This window comes from Pseudobutyrivibrio ruminis AD2017, from assembly GCF_000424305.1.
GTDB lineage: Bacteria > Bacillota > Clostridia > Lachnospirales > Lachnospiraceae > Pseudobutyrivibrio > Pseudobutyrivibrio ruminis_B.
The window spans coordinates 119,650-140,587 of record NZ_AUJQ01000003.1 but is presented as its reverse complement, the minus strand read 5'-3'; the positions used below and the strand labels follow the sequence as shown (position 1 = coordinate 140,587).

17 protein-coding genes are annotated in these 20,938 nt (G+C 34.9%); 4 read left to right on the top strand and 13 right to left on the bottom strand.

Annotation, left to right across the window (positions count from 1 at the left end; translation table 11 throughout):
• Nucleotides 1–6: 6 nt before the first annotated feature.
• Together G611_RS13440 and G611_RS0100590 are read right to left on the bottom strand one after the other, a co-directional pair.
• Nucleotides 7–945, bottom strand: coding sequence for a glycosyltransferase family 2 protein (locus tag G611_RS13440; RefSeq protein WP_081656925.1), 939 nt, complete (start codon nucleotides 943–945; stop codon nucleotides 7–9).
• Nucleotides 946–950: 5 nt separating this feature from the next.
• Nucleotides 951–1,718, bottom strand: coding sequence for a glycosyltransferase family 32 protein (locus G611_RS0100590; protein WP_028241948.1), 768 nt, complete (start codon nucleotides 1,716–1,718; stop codon nucleotides 951–953).
• Between the two features lie 52 nt (nucleotides 1,719–1,770).
• Between G611_RS0100590 and G611_RS0100585 the strand changes: the two genes are divergently transcribed.
• Nucleotides 1,771–2,706: a glycosyltransferase family 2 protein gene (locus G611_RS0100585; RefSeq protein ID WP_028241947.1), complete on the top strand. Its 936-nt coding sequence runs from the start codon at nucleotides 1,771–1,773 to the stop codon at nucleotides 2,704–2,706.
• Here G611_RS0100585 and G611_RS0100580 read toward each other — a convergent pair.
• The 10 genes from G611_RS0100580 to G611_RS0100535 are packed head-to-tail and all read right to left on the bottom strand — an operon-like array spanning nucleotide 2,676 to nucleotide 13,571.
• Complete coding sequence (locus G611_RS0100580; RefSeq protein ID WP_028241946.1) at nucleotides 2,676–3,914, bottom strand: ABC transporter ATP-binding protein; 1,239 nt, start codon at nucleotides 3,912–3,914, stop codon at nucleotides 2,676–2,678. The two genes, G611_RS0100585 and G611_RS0100580, sit on opposite strands and share 31 nt — an antisense overlap.
• Complete coding sequence (locus G611_RS0100575; RefSeq protein WP_028241945.1) at nucleotides 3,904–4,818, bottom strand: glycosyltransferase family 2 protein; 915 nt, start codon at nucleotides 4,816–4,818, stop codon at nucleotides 3,904–3,906. Before G611_RS0100575 ends, G611_RS0100580 begins: the two co-directional genes overlap by 11 nt.
• A 21-nt stretch (nucleotides 4,819–4,839) precedes the next feature.
• Complete coding sequence (locus tag G611_RS0100570) at nucleotides 4,840–5,682, bottom strand: ABC transporter permease (RefSeq protein ID WP_028241944.1); 843 nt, start codon at nucleotides 5,680–5,682, stop codon at nucleotides 4,840–4,842.
• A 1-nt stretch (nucleotide 5,683) separates the two neighbouring features.
• Nucleotides 5,684–6,829, bottom strand: coding sequence for a glycosyltransferase (locus tag G611_RS0100565; RefSeq protein WP_028241943.1), 1,146 nt, complete (start codon nucleotides 6,827–6,829; stop codon nucleotides 5,684–5,686).
• An 11-nt stretch (nucleotides 6,830–6,840) separates the two neighbouring features.
• Nucleotides 6,841–7,893 carry a glycosyltransferase family 2 protein gene (locus G611_RS0100560; protein ID WP_081656924.1) on the bottom strand — a complete coding sequence of 351 codons (1,053 nt, stop codon included), beginning with the start codon at nucleotides 7,891–7,893 and terminating at the stop codon, nucleotides 6,841–6,843.
• Between the two features lie 3 nt (nucleotides 7,894–7,896).
• Nucleotides 7,897–9,987, bottom strand: coding sequence for a glycosyltransferase (locus G611_RS15035; RefSeq protein WP_051194982.1), 2,091 nt, complete (start codon nucleotides 9,985–9,987; stop codon nucleotides 7,897–7,899).
• 6 nt (nucleotides 9,988–9,993) lie between these two features.
• Nucleotides 9,994–11,124 (bottom strand): glycosyltransferase family 4 protein, encoded by a 1,131-nt coding sequence (locus G611_RS0100550; protein ID WP_028241941.1) that lies wholly within the window; start codon nucleotides 11,122–11,124, stop codon nucleotides 9,994–9,996.
• Between the two features lie 25 nt (nucleotides 11,125–11,149).
• Nucleotides 11,150–12,130 carry a hypothetical protein gene (locus G611_RS0100545; RefSeq protein WP_028241940.1) on the bottom strand — a complete coding sequence of 327 codons (981 nt, stop codon included), beginning with the start codon at nucleotides 12,128–12,130 and terminating at the stop codon, nucleotides 11,150–11,152.
• Between the two features lie 11 nt (nucleotides 12,131–12,141).
• Nucleotides 12,142–12,846: a CpsD/CapB family tyrosine-protein kinase gene (locus tag G611_RS0100540; RefSeq protein WP_028241939.1), complete on the bottom strand. Its 705-nt coding sequence runs from the start codon at nucleotides 12,844–12,846 to the stop codon at nucleotides 12,142–12,144.
• An 11-nt stretch (nucleotides 12,847–12,857) separates the two neighbouring features.
• Nucleotides 12,858–13,571, bottom strand: coding sequence for a Wzz/FepE/Etk N-terminal domain-containing protein (locus G611_RS0100535; RefSeq protein ID WP_028241938.1), 714 nt, complete (start codon nucleotides 13,569–13,571; stop codon nucleotides 12,858–12,860).
• Nucleotides 13,572–13,795: 224 nt separating this feature from the next.
• On the opposite strand from G611_RS0100535, the gene G611_RS0100530 reads away from it, so the two are divergent.
• Nucleotides 13,796–15,184 carry a hypothetical protein gene (locus G611_RS0100530; protein WP_028241937.1) on the top strand — a complete coding sequence of 463 codons (1,389 nt, stop codon included), beginning with the start codon at nucleotides 13,796–13,798 and terminating at the stop codon, nucleotides 15,182–15,184.
• A gap of 17 nt (nucleotides 15,185–15,201) precedes the next feature.
• Here the strand turns inward: G611_RS0100530 and G611_RS0100525 are convergent, their stop codons facing one another.
• Nucleotides 15,202–16,791 carry an AAA family ATPase gene (locus tag G611_RS0100525; protein WP_028241936.1) on the bottom strand — a complete coding sequence of 530 codons (1,590 nt, stop codon included), beginning with the start codon at nucleotides 16,789–16,791 and terminating at the stop codon, nucleotides 15,202–15,204.
• Between the two features lie 515 nt (nucleotides 16,792–17,306).
• On the opposite strand from G611_RS0100525, the gene G611_RS0100520 reads away from it, so the two are divergent.
• On the top strand, nucleotides 17,307–18,827 hold the full coding sequence (locus tag G611_RS0100520) for a hypothetical protein (protein ID WP_028241935.1): 1,521 nt from the start codon (nucleotides 17,307–17,309) through the stop codon (nucleotides 18,825–18,827).
• A gap of 41 nt (nucleotides 18,828–18,868) precedes the next feature.
• A complete protein-coding gene (locus G611_RS0100515; protein ID WP_028241934.1) occupies nucleotides 18,869–20,845 on the top strand; it encodes a hypothetical protein in 1,977 nt (658 codons plus the stop codon).
• Nucleotides 20,846–20,938: the final 93 nt, after the last annotated feature.

The following is a 20,938-nucleotide window of genomic DNA, read 5'->3' as shown; positions in this document are numbered from 1 at the left end:
CCGTGATTATCTAGCAAAAATAACTTTAAAGATTGCTGGTGAAAGCATAAACAATTCATATTTGAATTTCTGCCTGGCAGTAATGATATCCCCATAGGTATCAAGCACCGTTCGCATTTTTTGCTTTACTATATTCTGGTGTTCTTCCATCTTAAAATAGTAATCAGACAGTTTATACATAGTATTTCTTAATGTGATTTTGGCAAAGCCTATATCATTATTTTCAAGAGAAACATCTATCCTTTCTGTATACGCATCTATCGCATCCAGATGAGCTATGTTATATTCGTTTTCTTTGCCTGTAATGCCTGAAATATTCATTCTGTAGACATATTCTTCACATGGAACATAAACCATTTTATCGATACTGAATATTAGCTTATTAATCATAAACTCATCTTCATGAAGCTTGCCTTCATAAAATCTGTTGTTTTCAAAAAACTCTTTTTTGTATAGCTTGTTCCATGATACAACCATTAAAACATATTCTCTTGAGATAAGATTATCTAGCCACGCTCTACATTCTGCTGCATCTAACACAAGATTGGATGTAATAGGAGCGATAAGAGCTGGCAATCTTGATGTGACAACATCACAAAATGCAACATCTGCGCCAGTCTCTTCGATGGCATCTACCATGCATTTAACATAGTCCTCTTTAACGAAATCATCGGAATCAACAAAACAAATATATTCTCCTGATGCATGATTCAATCCAGTGTTTCTTGCGGCAGATAAGCCTCCGTTAGCTTGATGGACAACTTTTATTCTATTATCAACCTCTGCCCATTTATCGCAAAAAATGGCGCTGCTATCTGTAGAACCATCATCCACAAGTATTATCTCTAGGTTAGAATAGCTTTGTTTTATCAACGATGATATACAAGCATCTATAAAGTTTTCCACGTTAAAAACTGGTACTATAACCGATGTCAACTTTTCCATAAACTCTATTTAACAATCCTTTTGATACTATCCTTAAATTCCATCAGCGATTTAAAATGCTTCATACCGTTTTTCTCACCAAATACCCTGTTTAGGCATCGCATGAGAAGGATGTATTTAGTACTCTTTTTATCATGCCAGCTGGCATCAAAATGATGGATTGAATACGTATTTTCTGTAATATTTATTTTGCCTGTAGCCCAGTTCTTAGGGCAGAAATATTCTGCAGGGAAGATATCTATATCCTCAACCTTTTGTCTTTTGCCGTCTTGCTTTAGACCATGTCTTAAAAGCACCTTTGTACAAAGCTTTGGGCTTTCTATATTTTGAAGCTTACCATCTATGAATTCGTATGGCTCATCTCCGTCGTAGCAGGCAATCATTTCCTTTAGGATAGGCAGATGTGGCATACAGCCAAAGCCCTGTCCATCATTAACTAACGTATCACTTTCAAAGCCTTTAAAAGCCTTCAGCTCACACAAAGGGGATAGGTCCTTTATCACTTCAACATCGGTGTCCAAATAAATCCCACCATGCTCATACATGATATCAAGTCTTGCGTAATCCGGAACAAAAGCCCATTTTCCTTGTGCATAATTATCTTCCATATATGGATGCTTGTGGATATCGTAGTTAGTTTCATTCCACTCTTTTATTTCAAAATCTGGGCAATTTTTCTTCCAGCTATCTATACACTTTACAACTGATTCAGGTTTCGGATTATTGCCAAACCAACAATAATGTATGGTTTTCGGTATCAGCAATTCGCTCATTTAAGTGATCTCCTTAATTGAAGTGGTGCTTTATTTAACATATAATCATAGTATGAATAAAAAAATTACAACAATAATTCCATTTTTTAATAACGAATCCACCCTGCCAAGAATGCTTGATAGCATACTTGCTGGCTCTGTAGTACCAGATGAAATCATTCTTGTAGATGATGGTTCCACTGATAATTCAAAGCAAGTGGTTCAAAGCTACGCTGATAAGCATCCTCAGATTAAATATATTTACAAGGTTCACGGCGGAGTATCTGCCGCCAGAAACACAGGACTGGCCTTAGCAACTGGCGATTTTGTTAGCTTTCTTGACGCGGATGATTATATCGAGCCTGACATGTACAAAACAATGTTAGGCGAAGCTGATGATAAATGCGCTTGCGTAGTATGTGGATATTACACTCATAAAAACGATGTAGTAACTGCCTACAGCGGCTATGAAAAATCCACTTTAAGCTCTAGTGAATTTATCACTGCAATGTTTACTTCTGATGATGTTAGAGGTTTTTTGTGCACTCGATTATTCAAAGCTGATTTGATTAAAAACAGCCTCTTCAATACCGAAATAAACGTCTGCGAGGATTTATTGTTTCAATTTCAATTATTCTCAAGCAAAGACCTGAAATGTAAATATGTTAACAAGCCTTTTTATCATTATGTGCAAAACACTGCTTCTGCCACTGCTGGCCTAAACCTGATAAAAGATGGCACCTATATTTATAAGCCTGCTTTTGATTTGATGCTTAACATGGCTACTGAAGAATATATCCCAGCCATTATCGCCTCTTACAATGGCACACTTGAATATAGCATGTACACACTACTTAAAAGCTATCGTAACGGCAATAATGTATTATCGCATATACGAATCATACAAAAGCTATTGAAGAAAACGCCTTATCCTAATAAATCCCTTCACAGGATAGCGTACTGCTACTTTCCAGTGCTTTACAGCTTCACATTGCCCCATGAGTTTTGACGCCATCTTAGGCTGCCTTCCTCATGTGGGCGGACTACATTGATTTCTAATCCGCTAACACAATCCAAATCTATTCCATCATCATATGGGCTCAAGACAAACAATGTGTAGAATGTCTTGTAATTTCCATTCATTATCTTTGATAAATCAACTGTAATGTTAAATGTACCGGTGTCCTTAGCTTCTCCACTGGCAACATCATAAAATACCTGTGTTGCAAAAGGACGGCCCACCTTTTCATCTATGAGCTCAACCCTGCAACCTACATTTGCTACTGTTTTATTGCATATATATTTGAAATTAATATCTAACTTATCTGATACAGCTTCGCCGTCGGAAGCATTTACATATTCCGCCCATGTAAGTCTGATATCATCTCGCTGTAACCAGCCTGGTCTGATATATTTAGCAAAATCTGCCGTGGTGTTTGTCTTAACCTCCGAGCCATTGTAGATTTTAATCGCCTCATCTACTGGCCCATCAAACACTAATCTTCCCTGATTAAGAACTAAACATCTGTCACACAAGGTACTGACTGTATCCATGTTGTGGCTGACATAAAGTACCGTTTTGCCCTCGTTTTTGGCAATATCTTTCATTTTATTCAGGCACTTGTGTTGGAACTTAACATCTCCAACTGCCAGCACCTCATCCATAATCATGATATCTGCATCCAGATGTGCGGCCACGGAAAAAGCCAGCTTTACATACATCCCAGATGAATATCTCTTAACCGGTGTATCTATAAAATCCTGACATTCAGAAAACTCTATAATAGAATCAATCTTCTTATCTATTTCCTGACGCTTCATTCCCAGGATAGAACCATTAAGATAAATGTTTTCGCGTCCTGTAAGCTCGGGATGAAAGCCCGTTCCAACCTCCAGCATACTTGCCACTTTTCCATCAATGCAAATACGACCTCTGGTAGGAGCTGTAATGCGAGATATAAGCTTAAGCAGTGTAGATTTACCAGCTCCGTTTGAACCTATAAGACCTACACATTCTCCCTTCGAAACTGTGAAAGATATATCATCTAATGCACTAAAATACCTGTTGTGTAAAGACGAAGCGTCCACTTCATTTCTTTTTGCCTTGTTCATGCGTAGCTTTATGGCATCCTTAAGAGTGTCCCCGGTAACAGCGCCTAGCATGTAATCTTTGCCTACATTTTCAATTTTTAAAACTAAGTCTTTGTTATCTGTCATTGTTCTTATACCATCTTTTATGATACTTAGTAGTTTTCTCTAATTCTTTAAGCTGCTCATCTATACTAGCAGCAGATGTATTTACAAGATTATACTTAATATGAAAATCTACTAATAATTGATAAACCTGAGAAAAGTTTTTCTTCAAAGCTTTATTCAGATTTCCCTTGCTATATAAAAATTCTGCCAGCCTGTAGATGCGTGGAAGTATAGACTCTGAAGCAGCAGTTTCTAATAGGGACCCTGATCTGATTCGGTAATTATAAAGCAGGTCACATAATACATATATTTTTTGTACATGCATCATGTACTGAAGTGAAAAGCACAAATCTTCAGCAAAAACCTCTGCTGTATTTTGAAACATTAATTTATTGTCCGCTATGATGCTTCTCTTATAAATCATGCCCCATGCCTCCCAGCCAAGGCTATAATTTAAAAATTCTTCACATATGTAATTATTTCTATCTTCATCCGATGCAAAGCTTATAACATTGTTTTCAACGGCATATAGTTTTTTGCTTATCCTTTTTCCACATTGATCCACTCTACTATGGTTATATGAGTATAAATCTGCATCAGCCTTTGCCATTGCTTTATTTAGACATTCTAGTAATTCCAATGAAACATAATCATCACTATCTACAAATACAATCCAGTCACCCTTTGCAACAGCAAGTCCTGTATTTCTTGCAGCGGAAAGACCTGCATTTTCCTGATTTATAATCTGATATTCTCTGTTACAGGTTTTCATGTAATTTCTACATATGGCTTCAGATGAATCTGTGCTTCCATCATTTACAAGTATAATTTCATAATCATCAAATGTCTGATTAACTATAGTGTCCAAGCATTTTTCAAGATAATCCTGCACATTGTAGATTGGAACTATAATACTGAATTTCATACATCTCTCCCTATGTATTTTCTAAATAATATCTATATAATTCTTTTCAGTTTGATTAAATAATACTATTGCAATCCCTCCGGTGATTATCGTAAATACGATACTGTATATCAATGCCATATAGTTAATCTGACCTGAAGCTATCACACAATACCTAAAAGCCTCCACTACCGCAGACATAGGATTGATATATACATAATTTCTAATAGCTTCTGGCAATTGACTTGTAGTGTACATAACAGGGGATGCATACATAAGAACCGTAATTGCTATTCCAGTCACATGTGTAAAATCACGATACTTAATGGTAAGACAGGATACTATCATTCCCATCGCTGCTCCAAGCAATCCTGCAATTAATGCCAGTGGAATAATGCCAATAATCCTAACTGAAATCATTGCCACATCACCATTTAAATAAAAAATAAGCCAAACAAAAATAGTTACAAGGAATTTGATGCCATTTCTAATTGCATTAAATAATATATTTGCAATAGGCATTATCAATCTTGGGAAATATACCTTGCCAAACAAATAGCTGTTATCCATTAACACAGACGTATTGCTGGTAAAACAATTTGCGAAGAAATCCCACACCACACTACCTGTCATAAAAAACAGGAAATATGGTGTACCATCTGTAGCAAAATTACCTACGTAGCCAAATACAAAGGAAAAAATTCCTGAGTTTATAATTAGATTAAAAATCAGCCAAAGTGGACCAAGAATAGTCTGCTTGTATTGCACTTCGTAATTACGTTTTACAAGTGTCCAGATAAGCTCTCTATATTTAATTATCTCCCTAACAGGAATGCTAAGCAGTGGAGCCTTGGGCTCAATCACCGTAGTCCATTGTTTTTCCATATTAGCCCTCTATAAGCTTTTCAATTTCGCGAATTCGCTCTTGATAAGTAATAATGGATTTTCTTTCCATTATTTTGTTTTTGTAATATTCTCTAAGCTCTGGATTATCCAAAACTCTCTTCATGGATTTGTAAATGCCTACTACATTGATTGGCATCACAATTCCGTACTCACTATCACCTAATAGCTCTCTCACACCTGAACAATCAGTGAGCATCAGAGGCACATCAAGCACTGCTGCCTCCTGGCTAACCAACGAATACCCTTCATATATGGAAGTGGAAATAAACCAGTCTGCAATAGCCATGTATTTGTAAGAATTGCTGCGACCACCGATAAATTTGATTTTTTTTGCACCGGTTCTTCTCATGGCTTCATCTATACGTCTTGTTTCCTCGCCCCATTCCTCCTGGGCGCCAACAACAATCACTTCGAAGTTGTATCCCTCATCCTCCAAAGCCTTGCAAGCCTCTATCAAAAATGTATAGCCCTTTTGCTCATTTAAGCGGCCTACCGATACAAATCTGACAGGCTGAGCATCCTTTGGCAAATCCAAAGAATCAATATCAACAACAGGCTCCTTAGCCTTTTCCAAAATATTTTCTACATTGATTGGATTATATTTAACAATCAGGTTTCCAGGATCACCAATCACATCACATACACCCTTTTTAATATCCTGGGAAACACAGACAATATTCTTATATTGCTGCATGGCTTCTACCTCAGCCTCCGCACTGCCAAAGGTAGATAAGGTGTAATAATGGCTGTTGTAATCAGTGTGATTCCATGCATATTTAACTGGGATGTTGTATTTCAGCCCTGACCACATGGTGCCGCCATCCTTCATACAAAGCATCACATCAAATCCCATTTTTTCTATTCTTCGAACAATAGTCGCCCCATAAATTCTGCGATTTATTGAACTTAATACATGTACAAAAGGATTACTTTTATATTCTCTTGGCACACTTTCTGATAGATATTTTACATCGCTTGGGTAAATATCATAAAACCTGTCATCATACCTGTATGACATTACTGTGATATCGTATTTCTCGTGCCAAGCCATAACCAGGTCGTACATAAGCTTTTCAACTCCACCACCAACGATTAAATCATTCATCAAAAGAATCTTTTTTTTCATATATCTATTCTCTACCCCTTCAATAACTGATAAATGCCCCTGAAGAAATAGAATACTTCAAAGACCCCAGTCCTTAAACACATATATCTAAGTGTGCTTATTTTTTTTGCCTTATGAATCTCTTTTAACATGCGCTGAAATTCTACACTTTGCAAATCATGCCTAAGCGTTATCTTAGCCAAATCGCATGTTTTATCATGTCTGTGTTCCTCATATAAGGCGGTCAATCTGCTAATCCAATCATTTATGAAAATAGCTTTAACAACCAAAGTATTGTCTACAGTTACATTTTTTTGATTTACTTCCCAATTAATAAACCTTTTGTAGATAGCCTTAGTATCTTCCAAATCCATGTTGTGGTATGAAATAGAAAGGCTATTGTTAGTGCGCTTCACATAATGATATAGAGGCCTGTTAATCATACCGATATTTCCTAAATCAGCATCAAGATAATCAAGATTAAACTTAAGATCCTCTCCTATATGGATACTCTCATCAAAAAGGATATTATTCTTTCTAATAAATTCCAATTCATAGCATTTGTTGGTTACAAAATTAAAAAGCTTAAGCCAAGCCAATGTTGCTGCGGAGCTTCGTGAAAGAATGTAATTCTCTCCTTCTATATATCCATGAGCAACCTCTAAAATGTATATCTTATCTCCCACATATTTGTTGTATTGATTATCAAAAAACATCCCGGTGCATATAAAAGCCACCTGCTTTTCTTGCCATTCTTGTAAAGCCTTTACATAGGATTCCACTAAATCCAATTCTGGAATATCATCTGCATCAAAGAAAACGATATAATCTCCAGTGGCGTTTTGAATACCTTTGTTTCTAGCAGTAGAAACTCCTTTATTAGCCTGTTTAAAAAGCTTAATTCTGGAATCATTTAATGCATATTTCTGTAGCAAAGAAAAAGTTCCATCTGTAGAGCCATCATCGATAATCATTATCTCAATATTTCTATAAGTTTGATTAATAGTGGCTTCTATACAATCAAATATATATTTTTCTGAATTAAATGTTGGTATCACTACCGATATTTTTGGATTAATATTCATAGGCTAATACTTAATATAATTCCATAACCAAAGAGCTATTCGCTTTTTGCTTCCCGCAACCTTAGGGACTCCATCATCTAGCAAAAACTTGTATTCTCGGTTTAGGTGTCTCCTTAAATCTTTATCTTTTGTGTTTCTGTAAACGTATTTTATGTATTCTAAAAGTGTAATACGACTGTATTCCACCAAACTATTCTCACCATTTTCTTTGAAATAATCCATTCTATCCATAATGGCATCTAAATAGTCACTGTATCTATTAATAAGCGCTTCAGACATAATACCTTTGTAACGCTGATAATATTTGTAATACATGTGTGGAACGTAAGTAACTATCTTTGATTTATATAGTAGTTTATGTGTTGTAAATTCATCCTCATGAAGCTTACCCACTGGATAGCGAACCCCTTCAAAAAGATTTCTTTTGTATAGCTTATTCCAAGCCACTGTGCAAACATTGTTTGTTGTCATCATTTGAACTACAGCATCTACGCCATCCCAAATACCTGGTTTATCACTAGTAAATCTTTTTTCTGCTTCATCACCATTAAAATATCCATCACCCACATGTGAAAAGCCACATGCGACCACATCTGCTTTAGTGTTATCTGATACTAATAACAGATTTTCAATTGTAGTAGGTTCAATGGAATCATCACCATCTACAAAAAATACGTAGTCACCAGATGCTATATCAAGCCCTGCGTTTCTCGCTGAAGATAAGCCTTGATTAGGCTGATGGATTACTTTTATACGTTTGTCTTTTCTTCCATAAGCATCACATATCTGTGAGCTTTCATCCGTAGATCCGTCATCCACCAGGATTAGTTCTATGCTGCTATGAGTTTGTGCCAGGATAGAATCAATACAGCGGCTTAAAAACTCCGCTATATTGTAAACTGGAACAATTATCGAGACCAGTTTATCCTCTAAATTAGTGTTTCCCAGGAAACTCACCAAACTATCATAGTATGAATCTATGTTAAACTCCACCATTTTTTTTGCCAGATTTTGACATTTTTTGCCAAGCTGCTCTCTCTTGCCAAAATCCGATGCCAAATCATCCATGGCACAGGTAAGATTATGTATGAAATCTTTATTTTTATCTATGACTAATGCCATATCACCAACAACCTCTGGAAGTGCTCCGGAATTAGTTGTAATAAGTGGCATGCCTTTTGCTATTGTTTCAAGGGCTACCAATCCAAATGGTTCTTCGGATATGGTAGGCATAACAACAACATCATAATCACTGTATTTTTCAGCCATTTGGGATGTAGCTATTCTTTTTTTGCATTTGATTTTTTTAGATGATTTTTTTGCAAGGCTTAATATCTTTTTCTCATATCTGGTAGGCCTATTTGAAAATCCTATAATATCTAATGTTGCATCAGCTGTTACCTTATCAAATGCCTTAACAAGCTCAAGCACGCCCTTTTCAGAGATAACTCTTCCAGCGTAAAGGAAATGAATAGGCTTATTATCATTTAATTCAACTAATGTATATTTTGAAAAATCAACACCATTGTAAAGTACATGTACCATTGCCCTTGGTGCATGCTTTAAAATCTGAGATTTTATATAATTACTTACTGCTATAAACTGAACTCCACCAGCTGCAAGCTGTTTGCAGTACTGTGGACTACGGTATACATCTATATCATTATGCATGTGAAAATAGATAGGAAAACTATAACCATCATTTCTAATCTGCATTATTTCAAGAGCAGTAGACATTTGGTTTTCTACTATCACTGCGTCATATTCTTTTTCAAGTGTTTCTAATCTATTCTTAAAAGCTCTAGCTATTTCCATATCAATTATTCTAAAGCTATTAGAAAAGAATCTGCGATTAAATATGTCTATAAATCTATCTGTTGTAATATCGATATTAGTAGGGAATATTTGAATTATGTTTGTATTCGTATATGAAAAATTTGAATAGGAGTTATTGGCGATTGAATATAAATCAATCGCCATCTCCTTAGATGTTTCATTTGTATTAATTAAATGTGTAACCAGTTCCTCTACTGCACCACCATTAACTGCTGGTACTGGAAGAATACATGGTGTAATAATTGCTATACTTTTCATAACTCGCTAAATAGCTTTGACCCCGCATTTATAAAGCTGAATGGTACGTTTTACAATATCATCCCAATTGTATTTATTAAGAATAAAACTAGCTGCCTGTCCTTTGTATGTTCTAACCATAGTTTCATCATCTAACAATTCAATCAGTTTATTTTTGAGATCCTCAACATCGCCCTTCTTAAATGTAATACCTTTATCCTGAACTACTCCTGCTGTTTCGTTAATATCGCTAACCAAACAACAATTACCATAACTCATTGCTTCAAGTAATGAAATAGGCATGCCCTCTACATCACTAGGAAGTACATATAAATATGCGTTAGAATAAAGTTCCTCTAATACTTCTCCTTGCTGAAAGCCTAGAAGCATTATTCTGTCATCATCCCTGGCTGCCTTTTTTATCTTGGCAACATAATCATTACTGTGGCTGGTACCGCCAACAATAACAAGCTTTTTATCTGTGCGAATCTGCTTGTATGCCTTGATAAGATAATGCAGGCCTTTTTCTGGAACTATACGAGCAAGAAATAAGATGTAATCATCTTTTTTCAAGCCAAACTTTTCTGTAATGATATTTGCATTTAGAACATCTGGCTGGGAAACACCATTAGGAATGAGGGTCGCTTCTCTTCCGTATTTTTCCTTAAAGTACTGTTTGTTTCCCTCTGATAAAACAATAAGCTCATCAGCGTATTTAGCTGCACATTTTTCACCAAACTCAAGATATATAGTAGCGAAGCCGCCCCATTTAGCACGTTGACTATCTATACCATGAATAGTAGCCACTGTATGTATTCCAAACAAATGTGGAAGCCACAGCATTGCGCATGGGCCAGAAGCATGATAGTGAATTACGTCGTAATGACAAAACAGTGCATGGATTGTTGCAAGTATTGAATATATCACCGCATTCAAGCTCTTCTTTTCTGATGTAGGCACTGTGATAATATGAATGCCTTTATACTCTTTGAGCTTCTTACCATCATTTTCAGCACCCGAGACATGATGACCAGCCCTGTTATAAGCATATACGTCGTGGCCTTCCGCAACCATCTTAGTAGCAAGCTCTTCTACTACTATTTCAACACCACCTTCACGGGAAGGTATACGCTTATGACCTATCATTGCTATTTTCATTTCTTTCTCCCTCAACTAAAAACAATTAATGTTTCTTAATGTATTTAAATACTACAAACGCAGCACAAACAAGAACTACCAACGCGCCTACTTTCCCAGCCAATGAAAGTACTCTGTCTGATGTTGGAATGATGTCCTCTTCTGTTTCCTTACTAACAAGGATTCTGTATGTGCCAAGTGTTGTGCTTACTTCTTCACCATCAATATCTGTGTACTCAAGAGTAACTGTTATCTCCTGGTCGCCATCCTCTACGAATGTAACATAGAAATCTTTGTTGTAGCTCTTACCAGCATAAACTGTATCAAGCTTAATTGCCTTACTGTTCTTAGATACATTTCCTTCGATAACAAGCTTAGCATCAGTGATGTTTACCTCACTGTTGTTAGCGTATCTAAAGCTAAGTAATGACTTACCGTTTACAATAGCGTGTGATGATAAATCGATTGATTTAACACCAAGTGTTGTTCCACCTGAAGCAGGAATAACAATTGTTGAAGTATTAGCCATCTTGTTGTTTGATGTTATGTAATCAAACTGACATGTAATATCTACTGAATCAGATCTGAAGAAAGAGCTTACAGTAACAGGTACTGAAACTGTCTTAGTCTTGCCAGCGCCGATTGAACCTACGTAAATCTGGTTATCTGTACCATAAACTGGATAAATCATTCCAGATGAGCTGTTCATTGTCATGATTATGCTTGTTGCGCTAGAACTGCTGCTAGTGTTATGTAAGTTGAAATTAACTGTGACATCCTTACCAGCCTCAAGCATTCCACCTTCAATTGTGTAGCTTTCTACTTCTACGATAGCAATAGCTGAACCTTCTGCTGGTGCTGGTGCAGCCTGTACTTCAGCTACCGGCTCTTCAGCAACCTGTTCTGCCTGAGCCTCTGGTGCTTCAACTTCTGTTGCAAAAGAAACAAATGATGTATTAGCCCCTACAATAACTACTGTGAAAAGGCAAACAAAAAGTGTCTTTAAAATTGAATTAATCTTTTTCATTATCCTCTCCTCTACTTTGCCTTCTTATTCTTTTTTACATATTTTTCCTTGCGGAAATAATCATAATCCTCACGATAAGAAGTGTACTGGTCCATATCCATTTTGTTAACGATTGTTCCAATAACATTAGCGTCAGCCTCAGCTAAAGTGTTAGCTGCTGAATATAAGCCCTTTTTGCTTGTTTCGTTAATAGCTGAAACTAAAATAGTAGCATCAACATTAACTGACATAACCTTTGCATCCATAGCTGCATTTACTGCTGGCATATCAAAAATGATGAAATCAAAAGAATCTTCAAGCTCTGTACGAGCTACGTTCATTTTGCTAGAGCAAAGTAATCTAACAGGATTATCGATAAGCTCACCACATGGAATATATGAAAGATTCTCTGTAGTAGTCTCAGTGATCACTTTATCAAGAGTTACTCTATCCATAAGGTAATCAGAAAGACCTTCTGATGTGTTTTCGTTAAGTCTCTTATAACGATTCTTTTTTCTCATATCTCCATCGATAAGAACTGTTTTGTAGCCTGCACTTGCAAATGCTGCTGCAAGGTTAATAGCTACTGTTGTTGTTCCATCTCCTGTTTCGCAGCCTGTGATAACAAAGCTCTTATATCCATGCTGCTTTTTAAGAATGTGAATGTTCATAACAGCCTGATCGAATGCATCATTTAATATGTAATTATCATTTCTGTAAATATCTAGTTTTTTCACCACTTCTTCTCCTATTCTTTGTAATCTGGAATGATACCAAGTACAGGAATATTCTCCCTGATAGTTGCTTCACGTACTGTACGTACCTTTCTATCAAAAATCTCACAAGCAACAATTACAAGACAAGCAATAACTGCACCAATTAATGCAACAAAAATTCTGTTCTTCCATGCCTCTAACTGAGCATCTGTTGTCTTTGTATATGTAACAGCTGAATCAAGTGTCTTAACGGCGTCTGTACTAAGGATACTTTCCATTTCTGTAGCATATGATTCTGCCATAGCATCTGCTATTTCCATTGAAAGTGCAGCATCTGCAGTAGTTGCAGAAAATGTAATAATAGTAGCTGAACTGTTCATGAAGTTTGTAACTGTACTAGATGATGACTTTGTTCCTGATGTAAAGACTGTAACAGCATCCTGAACATCTGTAGCTGCAATATCATTACGTCCAACGATAAGGGCAGCTCTTTGGCATACTCTGTAAGATTTAGCAACATCAAGATAAGCATTCATGGCTGTAACCGCATTTGCTGCGTCAGTAAATGTACCGTCAGTCTGTGCATAAACAGTAGCATTAGAAGTGTACATATCCTGTCCAATATCAAGTGTAAGGCCAATACCAACTATAAAAAATAGTGCTGTCATTAAAGCAATAAACTTTTTCTTTTTTAGTAATGCTCTAAGGCATCTTCCTACATCGATTTCCAATTCATTTTTGTACATATTTTTATCCTCTCCGTTTAAATATAGCGAATATTCGCAATCTTCTAAATTATAGCATCAGAGCCTCTATATGTACATTGGTATTACACAAAATAATTTTCATCAAAAATTTTAGTTTTTTGTCTATTTTTACATATATTTTAAGCTTGTTTTTCATCTGCCGTGAAAATTCTTTGTTTTAGATATTCATTCTGATATAATTCAATTTAATTAGGAGAATTATTATGTTAGGGATTATTATATTTATCACTTTTTCATTAGGGCTTTTGGCTGCTAATATCATCTGTTTCATTAAGAAAAAATATCTATATCTATTCATCCCTTGTATGCTGTTTTTACCAGAATATTATGGTATAGATTTTAACAATAGCTTTCCTATTTTTACAGTTACACGAATGATGTTTATCGTGTTTTTCATTTATGCTTTTATCAATAGGAAACGAACTATTCAATTTAAGAAAATAGATATAAAATCCATACCAAAAGAGTACTTATTGATAGGTGGATATTTTTTGTTTAGAATTGCTGCTAATTTATATTATGTAGGCACTTATGCCGCAGCTGTGAAGACAATCTTTCTAATCATTTTTGAACAGTTACTTTTCTTAGTTGCTTTTTATATGCTGTCACCTACTAAGGAAGAGATAGACAAACTGTTCCTTATAATCGTAAGGGTAGCAACAGTATTTTTTATAATAGGTATTTTTGAAAGCGTTACATTCGTAAGGCCATTTGATGCACTATATACAGTGGGTAAAGAAGTTATTAACGAACACTATGTAAGATTAGGATTGCTTCGCGCCACCACTACTTTTGGAATGCCAGGGTTATATGCCAACATGTGCGTACTTGTTCTTCCTATTATTATCTATGTTTACAATATGTATCATAAGAAGAGATATCTGGCATCAATTTGGCTATGTATCTTGGCTCTGATACACACTGGATCCCGTGCTGACTACTTTTATTTGCCTATAATATTTGGTGTGTATGTATTGTTTTTGTTGAAAGAAAAAGGAAAACTGATTTTATTTATCAGAAACACAGCCATTATTGTAGTAACCCTTTTCCTATTCATCGGAACCAACTGTGCTGGAAATCCTTATTTTAGATATTTCTATATTGGTACAGGAAAATCTATTCTGAACGAAGTGGGATTTGATTTTGATCTGAACGAGGGTGCCCCAGAAGGTATAGATGGCTATGGTGCAAACGATAAAGCGGCAGGCTCTATCCAGGGAGGCACTGGTTCTAGAAAGGTACAGCTCACAAGTATTGGCTACACGCTTCAACAATCTCCTTTATTTGGTTTTGGTGCGGGAGCTCTAGATCGCAAGGAATTAAAATGCTACATTGCAGGAGAATGGCGCCCTTACCCTGCTATAGATGTAGGTATTGTTGAAGCAGTTACATACGAAGGCATACTTGGATTAATCGGTGTTACACTAGCCATAGTCAGCATGTTTTTATTAGCCCGTGGCAATAAGGACCGCCTGATACTTTGCATTGTGTATCTACTTACCACACTAAGCACGGTAAATATGTATGCATTCCTATTCTTGTTCATGGCATTGTTTATGAATGATTATGAAAGAAGAACCTCGCTGGAGTAATTAAGCGAGGTTCTTTCTTACTTACTATATTTTTCTATTGTACAACTATGTTTTTTTGTCTTTTCATCATAATTAATTCCAACAAGTAAAATATCTCCACAATAATCCTTGAGAACATTTGGATAACTCTTTTCCTTAATTTGAGAGATGGCTGCCTTATCAGATTTATTCCATTTCAATTCAACAATTAATCCCGGCAATACTCTACTATTATTAGGTATATAAACTACATCGGCAACACCTTTACCAGATGGAAGTTCTTCAACCCTATTGTAAGTATCTACACAACTAATATACGCAAATTTGATAACATAACGTAAAGCCTGTTCATTGTTATAAAATGTAGGTGCATATTCAGAACATCGAATCCTATCAATAGCTTCTGCAACCGCTTCTCCATCCATATCTAAGGTTTTATTAAACAATTTCTGTGATTGCACAACTAAGTCAGTCAACCTAGATTTATTTTCACTTTTAAGAAGCGCCTCAAATTCTATTCTAACCTCTTTATTAGGTATTCTCACGATATGTTCATCATTGTCATAAGCTAAATATCCCAAATGAATAAGCAAAGTTAATACATCATCCTTACTATTAAAAGACTCCACATCATTGTTAAAGGTATTAACATCTACTTCTATTTGTTCACCTGCTATTAATCTGGCTATATCTTCCTGTAAGCCTTTAAAATCTAGATTTATATATGTAAACAAAGTTTCTGCTGCGGTGGTTTTTCGCCAGTAGGATTCTAGTTTTCCCCTTTCAACCGCTTGCATAACAGAATATGGATTATAGATAGTATTCCTCTCATCCAAAGAATAGCCATCATACCAAGCCTTTAAATCATCCGCACTAATATTGTTGTTAATTGAACATATTTTAGAAATATCCTTTTCGGTAAATCCTGTGTATTCTGCAAATTTTCCAGGACTAATAATTGTGTACTCATCAAAATCTGACACTGCAGATTCTGTTCCATCCTTTTTTATTGGAAGTATTCCTGTCATATAAGCTGCTGCAATTGCTTTAGATGTGAAATTGCCATTCTTAAATAAGCTTCTTAGCAAATTCAAATAAGCATTCTGCAGAGCATCATTATCCTTCGCTTCACGAATTATAGCATCCCATTCGTCTATGATAAAGACAATCCTTTTACCAGTCAAATTAACAAATTGTAAAATAATATTCGTAAAAGACTCTGTTAAGTCAATGTTTTTCTCAACAGCATGTAGTTCTTTTATAACAGAATCCTGTATATACTTAACTACAGAATCAATGCTTAATCCTGAACTATTGATAGTAGAAATAAAACTGGTTATATCCAAATATATAACATTGTACTTATTTAAATAAGTGGTAAAATCTGAAGTTGCTGCAATATTATACTTCTCAAACAATTCCTTAGAATCACATGTACAATCATAATAAGCACATAGCATCTGAGCAGCGTATGACTTTCCAAATCGCCTTGGTCTACTAACACATATAAGATTCTTCTTCGTATCTATTTTTGAATTGATAATACTAATTAGTCCAGTTTTATCAATATAAGAAGACTTTATAATTCTTTTAAATTCTTCATTTCCTGGATTTAAGTAATTTCCCATTTTTTCTCCGACTTCTACTTAGTTTACTAAATCTGCTGTATTTATAATACCATCATTTATTTTTATAGTCTATCACCCGTCTGGTATTAGATAAAAAGTCAACTTCTTATACTTATACCCCAAGTTATTGTAGTACACAAATCAATAAAGCCATTTCTTCAACTGTTCATCACTTTAGTACTATATAATCCATTTTAGTACATTGTACATTCACCCCAATTTTTCTTTAATTACAAGTTATCTTTGTTAAAAACGTCACGCTTTAGTCATTTTACCGTAATTTATTTATAATATATTACACATTTCTCTTCTGATAAACTAATATACAAGTTGAGAAAAGTGTTGATTATCGCTACATTTAGAATTCCACTTTTCTCAACCCCAATATGTAGGAAAGCCTTATTTTTCCTATACTTTTTTCAATAATTTATGATAAATGACACACAGTTTTTCCATATTGATTTCCTAAACTTTTAATAGTAATGACTACACTATGAAAGGATTAGGTGTAAGATATGAAGAAACTATATGCAGCTTTAATTATTACAATTATAGCTTTTAATCCGGCATTGGCATTTGCCACGGGAACGGATGAACTTAATAATTCACCTACCCCCACTGATGTACAACCCTCTTCAGTAGAATTAAACCAAAGTGACAGGCCTACTGATGAAAATACCAATACTCTTCCTAGTTCTGAAAATGGCGATGTGGTCAAACCTATTGAATCATCAGAGGATTCCTCTGCTAACAATGATGTTCCTGGCGATTTGCCAAAGGATTCCACTACACAAGTACCAGGGATAACTTCTGAAATCCCTGCCAATGAAGAAGATAATGACGGCAATGCTTCTAATGACAGAACAACATTAAACAATACTGATAAGGAACAATCTGAAAATCCTTCTACTATAAATAGCATCAATGAGAATACTTTATCTGATGATGAAACAATAAAAGAAGATGAGCTACCAAATGAGCATGAGCATGTTTTTGTTTATGAATATAACGGAGATGGCACACATACTAAAAGATGCACAGCACCATTAGATAGTGATAATGTTACCGATGACTCAGAAGATAATGTCACAGAGGACAGTGCGGCTACAGAAAGCACTGAAACAGCAACCATCCATTGTGATTATGAAGAGATAGAAGCTTGTACTTACGGGGATGACGGACTGTGTATATACTGTAAAGCTGAAAAAACAGAGGAAAAGGAAGACTTTGCTCCATCTATTTCCTTTTCTAAATCAACCCAGTCATTTAACATGGGTGATGCTAACCCTGTCATTTCTGTATACATATCACAGGAAGATTACGATATAGAATATGCCCAAGTTTGTTTTGCAAACTATGGAGCTAATAAATATATAAATGTTGGCTTAGCTCAAGGAAAGTATTTCGATTTTCAGTCATCAGAATTTGTATATACTTCCAATGACAGCTGGAGTGCAAGCTGCAATATTACTTCTGACTATGTATCAGGAAAATACTCCCTTAGATCTATTTATATCAGAAGTACAACTGGCGAAAGTGTTCATTATTCCATTGAATCAGATTCTCTGCCTGATGAGTACAAAAATATCGAAATCAACCTAAATATGGAAACACAAAAGGAGACACAAACTAATGAGACACCACATGACGCGACACCTAGTGTACCAATTTCCGAGGAGTCTATCCCAACATCAAATAACCAAAAACAAAATGAACAAGATACAACATCTGAAAAGGAAGTACCTGAACCAACTAATACAGGCAATGTTATAGATGAAAAGATAAACACCCATGACAAACCTTCCGATAAAGAATCTGAAAATACTGTTGAAGAATCAACCAGCAGCTCTACTCCGGTAGCAGAAAATAATAACGACAATAAAACTAATACAGCTAAAGAACAGCAACCATCTGAATCAAATAACACAGCTAAAGATACAGAAGCTAATAAAAACACTAACAAAAAGCAATCTAGTATATTTGACTACTTCAACAGCTTTCTGGACTTTATGAAAAACTTTTTTGGATGGTGGTAACATTTTATTGGATATAAAATAATAAATACGAGGTACACCCTATGATGATTACACATTACGCATTACATTACAAAAATCGAGTATTACAAATATTCTTAGTTATTGCACTAGCATTATTCTGCTTTGCATTTGCCAAAAATATCAAAACCATAACTGACGATATTAGTCCTTTATCATCAGGTAACGTTGAGGCTATGTTTTATATTGAAAATCCAGATACTGGTTCTATGACTTGTATTGGGGATGGGTTGATAAACACCAACACATCAATTGATAATGCTGAAATAGTAAAATCAGCTATTGTTACATCGCCCAACTATAGTGCATTTATTGGCCCTTCTATGGAAGTTAAATGGGATTCCATAAAGTACTCAAATAATACCTATAACGTGTATGGGAAAATTGTGCAAATAGCTAATACTAAAGGAATTGTTTTTCCAACAATAACCGAAATGATTGCAGCAAATCTTTCTTCAGGTGATCAAGCCACTACAGAGGGCTACTATTCTCGAAATGACAATGGCGGTGCTTCTTATTATATTGATTCAACTTATACATCACCTATGACTGATATTCGTTTACATAATGGCTTAATTGCACATTTAAACTATTCTCCTACTTTAAATGTTGCATCAATTGGTATTTTTCCTGAGCAAGATTGCTCCAAAAGGCTGAATGAAGCATTACGTTTTTTTGAAGGAAAAATATCTACATTGCAATTCAATGATGGAAATTATATTTTTGAAAATCAAGTTTGGCTAAAATCCTTAAATATTGTTGGTACAGGAAATACTAATTTTTCCATCTCATCAAACTTTAATCCATTAGCAAAAAGGATTTTCTTAACCGATTTAAGCAGACATGATATAAAGTATAAACTAAATATCGAGAATATTAATTTTTATTATCTAACTTCGTCTAACCATGCACTGAAAGATTCTGAAACTATTCTTGTAGCACTAAGTGATATTGAGAGTTGTACTATTAAAAATTGTAAATTTATAGCATCACATAGTGAAAATGACAAAACTTTTATGAAATGTGACTTGTTATGGTTTCAGGAAAGTTCAAGCAGTAACATAAATATTATAAACTGTGATTTTAAAAATAATACAGCAAGTGGAATTATCTCTCGGAAAGATATTCCTAATGTAGGTGGCTGCTTATGGTTTAGTGGGTCTGATTCCATGCATTCAACTCTACAACATATACAAATAAAAGATTGCAATTTTACAACCACTTGTAGCGATGAGGCTATAGCTTTTTGGAAATGTGTAGCAGACGATATTACTATTACACACTGTAATATCAATTTATTTGAGAATTATTCTAATAATCTATTAGCTTTTTTCAATGGTAACTTTAATAACATAAATTTAAATAATTGCAATTTTAATATTTCAGGTTCAGCAGCTTGTATTGTTAAATTCAGAGATTTTAAATCTGACTCAGTATTCACTTTTAATCGTTGTAATTTTAATAATAATTGTCAAAATAGTATTATTGACATGAATGCTGTTATATATACTAATGAAAATATAGAGAATGATTTCATTAACAAAAATATAATCTTTAACGAATGCAACTTTGTTGATTCTACAAATAAACAAAGCTTTTCATATATTATCAATGATTATGGCGGAAAAAACTATAACTATCTATTAAGCGGTAGCAATATAAATATGACCCTGAATAAGTCCATGCTTAGTATAGGTGCCACTAGCAATTGCACTATTACAACTAATAATTCAGAAATTGATACTTCAAGCAAATTATCAAATGCAACAAATGTGTCTGAAGTAGATTTCATATATAAGGGCAATACTATACATAGTGATTTTACAAATCAATTTAATCAATCTGCGACTGGAACTTTAACTTTCGTAGATAATGTATGCAAATCATCTGGCACTTTAGCTCTAGATAATTGTACGTCGACAGAAATAAACAATGACAATTTAACTGTTGACAATAACACCTTTGAATCATCATATACCCTAATTAAAAAGATAAGATAAATAAGTCGCCACCGCCCCTAAAAGGGGTGGCTCGGGACGCTGGCTATATGCCCTTGCTACTAGGCAGCGTCTCAAGGCGCTCTGACTTTCTCT